The sequence below is a fragment of the Actinomadura darangshiensis genome, from assembly GCF_004349235.1.
GTDB lineage: Bacteria > Actinomycetota > Actinomycetes > Streptosporangiales > Streptosporangiaceae > Spirillospora > Spirillospora darangshiensis.
On sequence record NZ_SMKY01000378.1, the window covers coordinates 1 to 7,323 of the forward strand.

Genomic DNA, 7,323 nt, shown 5'->3' on the forward strand with positions numbered 1-7,323 from the left:
GCTCTAAGCCGTTCCGGCGTGCTTGGTCGGTGTACGCCAGGCTGTTGCTGCGTGTGCCTCCGTGCTCGCAAGGCTCTGCCCGCCTCCAGCCATTGCGGCGTGCTTGGTTGCTGTACGCCAGGTTGTTGCTGTGCGTGGCAGTCTCTGCGGGGTTGGCCGTGTGCCGTGCGTGGTCTCCCCTGCGCGCGGGTGTTCCGGAGTGGCGGTTATTCGGCGGCGGTGTGGGTTTGGTGGGCTGTGAAGGCCACTTCCGGGTCTGGGTGTGCGCGGAGGGCACGGAGGATGTTGCGCCACTCCGGGGGCCAGCCGACGCGGGGGGCGTGGCGGGCGGTCAGGGCGCAGGCGAACAGGCCGCCGGGGAGGTCGCCGCGCTGTGCGAGGCGCTCCGCGTGGGGGTGCAGGTCGTCCGGGGTCGTGCGGTGCGGGCGGGGGCCGTCCGCGAGGGCCTGCGCGATCTCCTGGACGGGCAGGACGGCCCGGCCTGCGCACTCGGCGGCCAGTGCGTCGACGGCGGCGGACGCGGCGGGGTCCGTCCACGGCACGGTGGCGGCCCTCAGTTCGAGGGCGAGCTGCGCCGGGAGCCGTGCCGTCACGGCCTGCAGGACGGGGTCGGCGGCGTCGCGGCGGTTCCTGGCCGTGGTGCGGAGGGTGTCCGTCAGCGCGGTCAGCCGCTGTGCGGCGGGCAGGTCGCGTTCGGCCTCCGCGTCCGGGCCGGTCGCGGTGGCGAGGGTCGCGGCGGCTTCGGCCAGGTCGTCCGTCCCGGCGCCGCCCACGGCGCAGGTGACCAGGGTGAACAGGGCGGTGCGCCAGCGGCGCGCCTCGCCGAGGTCGGTGAGGACGCCCGCGAGCACCGCCGGGATCTCCGGCGCCCACGGCGCCCACCGGCCCAGCGCCGACAGCGCCGGGTCGGAGACCTCGGGGTCGGCGGAGCGCGCCACCCGGACGACCAGGTCCGCGTAGCCGGCCCGCCACCTGTCCTCGATCTCGTGCGGCCAGCCGCCGAGCACCTGGCGGGCGAGGTCGCGAGGTCCCTGCGCGGCGTCGCCCAGGATCCGCCGCGCGACCGGTTCGGCCATGTGCGGGCGGACGGCCGACACGATCGCCGCCCGCACGTCCCGGTGCTGGTCGGGGTCGTCCCACGCCTCGGCGACGACGTCCATCGCTTCCGGTACCCGGGTGCGCAGGAGGATGCGCAGCGCCTCCTTCCTCGCGGTGATCTTGCCGTCGGCGAGGACCGGGCGCAGGAGCGCGGCCAGTGCGGACGGCCGGACGAACCGCGCGGCGCGTCCCGCCGCGTAGACGGCCACGTGCGCGTCGTCGGACGAGGCGTGCGCGAGCAGGTCCGGCAGGACGTCCTGCGGCCGGGCCGTCCACGGGGCGGCGGTCAGGGCCGCGCGGCGCAGGTGCGCGTCGGCGGACTCCAGGAACGGGCGGAGCCGGGCGGCGGCCACGCCCGGGACCGTCGCGATGGTCGCGACCGCGCGCCCACGGTCGGTGTCCCGGAGCCGCCGGTTCATCGCGACCCGCTCCAGCAGGCGCAGGTAGGCGGCCTGCTGGCGGGCCGTCCAGCGCTGCGTCCAGCGCGGGTCCAGCCACGGGACGTAGGCGACGTCGGCGCGGTGGAACCGTCCGGCGAGCGTCGCGTCGGAGAGGACCAGGTGCAGGAGGTCGGTGCGCTCGGCGGCGATGGCGGCGAGCACGGCGGGGACGGCCACGGTCGACGGGTCCTTGGCGACGACGCGCTCGACCCGCTCCGCGCGGGTCCCCGGCGGCTCCAGCCAGAACGTGATCGCGTTGCGGATCACGCCGTCCTCGCGGGCGTCCAGGGCCTTCTCCAGCGCGTCCTGGAGCGCCTGGACGCCGTGGGCGCGGCGGCCGAGCGCCCGGACGAGCATCAGCGCGAGGACGTGGTCGTCGCGCCGCGCGCCCTCGTCGAGCAGCGGGGCGAGCTGCTCGACCAGGCGGTGCTCCTGCCCGCGCCGCAGCGTGCGGTCGAGCCGGCCGAAGTCGAGGTGGGAGCTGCCGGCGAGCCGCTTCATCAGCCCGACCGCGAACACCGCCAGGTCGGCGTCGTCGCGGAAGGCGCCCTGCGCGAAGAACGCGCGCGCGATCTGGAGGAGCGCCATGCGCGTTCCGGTGGAGCAGTCGCGGGCGTTGAGGGCGTCCTCGGCGAGCTGCTCGACGGCCGCGGCGTGCTCCAGCCGCAGCACCGCCTCCGGGACGGAGGCCAGCGCCCGCAGCGCGGCGAGCCGCACGGGGTCCTGCTCGTTGCGCAGGCGTCCGAGGGATTCCAGCTGGACGGTCAGCACGTCCGGGTCGCGTTCGCGTCCGGCGCACTGGACGAGCAGCGTGTACCCGGTCGCGCGGTCGTCGGCGTCGGGCCTGCGCGTCACCTCCTGCAGGACGGGCCGCGCCTCCTCGTACGGCAGGTAGGCGGTCACGGCCCGCACCCGGTCCGGCCGTTCGGCGACCGTGCGCAGCGCCAGCATCCGGCGCGCCTCGCGGATCCGTGTCGCGCGCGGCAGGACGTCCAGCAGCGCGTCCCCGAATTCGGCGGTGGTCAGGTCGACACCGGCCATGGCCGCGTCGAACAGCGCGCCGCGCCGGCCGGGCGCGACCGACCTGAGCAGGCGCCGCAGCGCGTAGTCGTCCTCCCGGACGGTGCGGGCGACGTCGGCGAGCGCGTCCCCGCCGATGCGGGCGAGCCGGTCGCACATGGAGCGCCGGTGCATGAGGGACGGCAGCATGGCGCGGCACCGGTCCGACAGCAGCAGCCGCAGGGTGCGCTCCGGCTCCGCGTCCAGGAGCGTTCCGATCCAGGGCCGTATCGCCTGCGGCAGGTCGCCCGCGTGCCAGTAGTTCTCAACAAGGCCGAGGGCGCGGGCCGGGTCGTGCCGCAGCGTCGCCGCGACCCCCGGCCCGTTCCAGTGCCACCAGGAGTTCCGCGCGCCCTCGGCCAGTCCGTTCAGTTCCCTTTCCGCGTGGTCCAGGAAGGTCTCCGGATGGGCGCGGCCCAGCGAGCCCCGGTTCGGGACGGCGTGCGCCAGTGCGCCGACGCGTTCCGCCGCGTCCTCCGGGTCGCAGGCGGGCAGCAGCGCGGCGGCCTCGCCGGCCCCCCACCGCTGCGCGACCGGCCCGACGAGCGCGCCGGCGAGGTCCGCGCGGCGGTACCTGCGGATCGCCCGGTACGTCGCCGCCCGCATCGCGGACGGGGCGTCCAGCAGGCCCTCCACCAGCGGCTCCGGTGCGAGCGCGTACCGCACCGACAGCCGGATCGCGCGCAGCGCCAGCGCCGCGTCGGGGTCGCGGGCCGCCGCCAGGATGTGCGCGAGCGACGCCTCGTCCCGCACCGCCGACGCGATGAACAGAGCGGTCGACCGCTCGTAGTGGCCGCGTCCGGCCAGCTCGGCCAGCAGCGCGGCGAGGTCCGGCCCGCCAGCCGAACCCCGCAGCCGCACCAGGCGGCGGACACGGTCGGGATGCGGCAGGGGCTCGATCTCGGCGAGGAGCTCATCGGCGTGCATGAGGCGCATCGTGCCGGATCGCCTGACCGGATTCACCTGCTTTTCCGTTACTCGGGCTCCGGACGGGACTCGGGCTCCGTACGGGACGCGGTGATCTGCTCGGCGAGCTTGCGGACGCGCCCCTCGTGCTCGTCGTAACCGACGACGACCGGCGGCTCGTTGTACGGCATCGTGTCGGACGAGCGGCGCAGCTTCACATACTGACCGCACGCGTCGATCGCGTACGGTTCCATGTCGTCCTGCAAGGCGCCGATGACGGTGATGCCATGCGTCTCACCGATTTTGCGGAACAGCGCCACGGCCTCTTTGCGGTGCTCCTTGCCGAGGTTCCGGCCCAGTTCGTCCAGAACGAGGCAGAGCCTGCCGCCGCCGGAACTGGCGAGCGCAGCCGCGCACACCAGTTTGACCGCCTTCTCGTCCATGAGCGCGGTGTTGGCGCGACGGTTGTACGGGACGTACCGCTGCCCGTCCGAACGACGCCATTTCGGTGTGACGCGCCAGCGCCACTCCTGTTCGGGGTCGCCCGGCTGCTCCGGCGTGGGGAAGTCCAGCGTCGCCCCATAGCCGCCGTACGTCACGTCCAGTTTCTCGAACTCCTCCGACACGCGCTGGAGGCGGGCACGGATCGCGGCCGTCAGCGCCGTGCGGTGAGCCTCGGCGGCGCCCGCCGCCTCCGTCGCGCCCTTCTGTGCCTTCTCCAGGTCGGTGCGGCGCGCCGACATCTGCACCTCGATCTGGCGCCGCTGGTGCTTCTCGTAGTCCTCCTGCTGGCGCAGGTAGCCCTCCATCGCCTTCACCAGGCGCGGGAACGTGGCCTGCTCGCGGTCGGTGCGGCGGCCCTCGCCCTCGGCCCGCTCCCGCAGCAGGAAGCGCGTCTCCTCGGGCATGTCCTCGTCGGACGGGCCGTCCGGGAAGACGCGGCGCAGCGCCTCCGACAGGTGCTTCTCGGCGGTGTGCCACCACTCGGCGGGCGTCCAGGTGGCCTCGTCGTCGTCGAGCCCGGACAGCCATTCGGCAGCGCCCTCGCGGGACCCGCCCCACTGCTCCTCCAGGTCGTCCAGGGTGAGCGCGGCGCGCTTGGCGGCCAACTCGGACGACGCGCGGCGGATCCTGTCGCGCTCACGTTCGTGCGTCTCCCGGCGTCCCCGCAGCCGGTCGACCTCCAGGGCGCGTGTGTCGGCCTTCGCCTGGAGGCGCCGCAGAGTCTGCTCCGCCGACCCGAGACGCGGGCCGAGCCGGGACTCGCTGCCCGCCAGCTCCTCCAGGTTCTCCCGCAGCTCTGTCATCGCCGCGCGGACATCGTCGAGTTCGGCCCCGGCCTGGGCGCCTGCCAGGCGGCGTCCGGCGAGCGCGACATCGGCGGCAGTGTCGGACGTTGCCTGCCGCGCGCGCTCTAGGGCCTCCTTAGCGGACTCCACCGCCGTCCTGGCCGCCTGAACGCGGGCCACACGTCCCGTGACGGGTTCCTTGAAACCGCTGACGATGACGACGCCCGTGCCTTCGCCCTCTAGGGCCGCGAAGAAACGGCCTAGGGACAGCTCGCAGTTCACGCCTTCAGGGAGGGTCTCGTCGTCGTCCGCTGGGACGATCATCGAGCCGGGCATGTTCTTGAGGGCGGCCATCGCGGCGCTCAGGTCGTCCGTGCCGATAACGACGGCCTCACGGTAAGGCCAGAGGGCGGCCTCCCAGCGTTCGCGGACGTCCTTGGCCAGCTCTACGGCGTCCAGTAGACCGACCGCTGCGATCCCCTCTGCAGCGAGCGCACGGATCTGCGCCGGTGCGCTGCTCTCGCCCGCCTCTGCCTCGGCCAGGGACCGCTCCGCGCGCGCGACGGCACCCTTGGCAATGCCGTACTCCTGCTGCGCCTCGTCCCGGCGGGCCTCAGCTTCCTTCAATTCGGCGCGAGCGGTGTCGCCGTCGCGTCCGTCTGCCTCGCGTTGACGTTCCTCTAGCGCCGACACCCGCCGGCGGAGCTCGTCCAGGCGGTTGCGGGCGACGGCCTTGTCCGCGCCGAGCTGGTCGGCCTGCCCCTTCAGCTCGGCGAGCGCCGCGCCCGCCTCCTGGAGCTGCGCGTCCAGCGCGCCGCCGGTGAGCTGCTCGATCTCGCGCTCGGCGGCCTTCGCGGCGGCGGCCAGGTCGTCGCTCTCCCGATGCAGCCGCTCCTGCTCCGCAGCGTGCGCGGTGTCGGCCTCGGCGGCGTCGACCAGCAGGCGCGCCTGCCGCGTCCGCCAATGCCGAAGCGCCGCCGCGACCTCGTCCCGGGCCCGGTCGCGCCGGTCGAACGTCTTCAGCAGGCTCGCCGCCTCCCGCTCCCATTCGGCGAGCCGCTCGGTCGCCTCCGCCGCCTTGGCCCGCTCCCTGTGCTCCTCCCCGCGGGACTTGCGTTCGGCCTCCAGCTCACGGTCCAGCCCGGTCAGCGCTGCGATCGCGCTGAAGATGCGCTCCGGGCTGATCTCGTTCAGCGGCTGCGACAGCAGGTTCGTCGCGACCTTCGACCGCACCGACGTGGACAGGAACGACACGCACCGGACCTGCCCGCCGTACAGGACGCGGGACAGATCCTTCGCGAGCAGATCGCGGCGCCCGGCGCTGCGGGGGAGGCTCGCCCAGAGCCGGTCGGCGAGCGACACCCGGTCGGCCTCCGACGGCGCCGACGCCAGATAGACGCCCTGGCGCCACCGGATCTCCAGGTGCGGTGCGTCCACGTTCACCCGGAGCCACACGGTGACGGCCGTGTCGCCTTCCTCCCGGTCGTCCTCCTCAGGCTCCTGACGGTCGAAGACACCGACGATGTAGCCGTGGTCCGCGCTGGCCCACTGGCTGTCGCCCTGCGCGGCCAGTTCCGCGTTGAACAGCAGCTCCGCGACCGACCGCGCCCCGGACGCGAACCGCCACTGCTCGTCGCCCAGCAGCGCGGTGATGGCCGCGATGAACGACGACTTGCCCGCGCCGTTGGAGTCCTTCGGGCCCTGCCCCGCCACCACGATCAGCGTCCCGGGCACGGTCGGCACCGGATGCGTCGACAGCCGCGAGATGTTCACCGCCTGGACGGCCACGAGCGTCCGGTCGCCCACCACGTTCTCGGTGTCGCGCGCGGTCACCATCGGTTCGAGGACGGCCGTCATGTGTTCTCCCCCTGCTCGCGCTCCCGGCCCCTGCGCCGCGCCCGGATCGCCGCCGCCAGCGGCGAGTCCGGCCCGGCGGCCAGGATCAGCTCCTCTTGCAGCCGCCTTCGCGCGGCGCCCGTCAGCCGATGGAACTGCGGCCCCGGCACGAACCCGCCGGCATCGTCCGAACCCGCCTTGACCTGCGACACCAGCCCCGCCAGCCGCAGCCGCCGCAGCGACGCCTCCAGCTCCCCGACGGGCAGCTGCGTGCGGCGGCGCAGCTCGTCCACCGGCGTCGGATGCGGCGACAGCCACGAGTCGTCCTCCAGCAGCCCCGCCGCCCTGGGGATCGCCACCGAATGGATCAGCACCAGCGTCAGCACCGCCCGCTCCCGCACCGGCGGCACGCACTCCGGATCCCCGGCCAGCTCGCTCGCCACCTCGTCGCGGTATCCGGAGATCCACCGCGTCTGCTCCGACCGGACGAGCGTCCGCCCGCTCAGCGCGAGCATCTCCTCGACCGTCCTGCGCAGCGCCGGCTCCCGCAACGCCGCGAACCGCACCTCCGAAACCGGCTCGGCCGCGTGCTCGACCGCCATGTAGGCCGCCACGAGCTCCGCCCGCCGCCGCTCGTCGTAGGGCCGCAGCACCCCCTCGAACAACTCACTCACCGCGCCCCTCGACCCCCGATC

The 7,323-nt window shown here is 74.5% G+C and carries 3 protein-coding genes; all 3 read right to left on the reverse strand.

All coding sequences use genetic code 11. The features are described from left to right. Positions 1–206: 206 nt before the first annotated feature. Positions 207–3,524 carry a hypothetical protein gene (locus E1293_RS42055; protein ID WP_132204932.1) on the reverse strand — a complete coding sequence of 1,106 codons (3,318 nt, stop codon included), beginning with the start codon at positions 3,522–3,524 and terminating at the stop codon, positions 207–209. Positions 3,525–3,571: 47 nt separating this feature from the next. Continuing rightward, positions 3,572–6,649 (reverse strand): coiled-coil domain-containing protein, encoded by a 3,078-nt coding sequence (locus E1293_RS42060; RefSeq protein ID WP_132204934.1) that lies wholly within the window; start codon positions 6,647–6,649, stop codon positions 3,572–3,574. Continuing rightward, the coding region (locus tag E1293_RS42065; RefSeq protein WP_243717381.1) for a DprA-like winged helix domain-containing protein at positions 6,646–7,323 on the reverse strand (678 nt) is incomplete at its 5' end. The genes E1293_RS42065 and E1293_RS42060, both read right to left, overlap by 4 nt.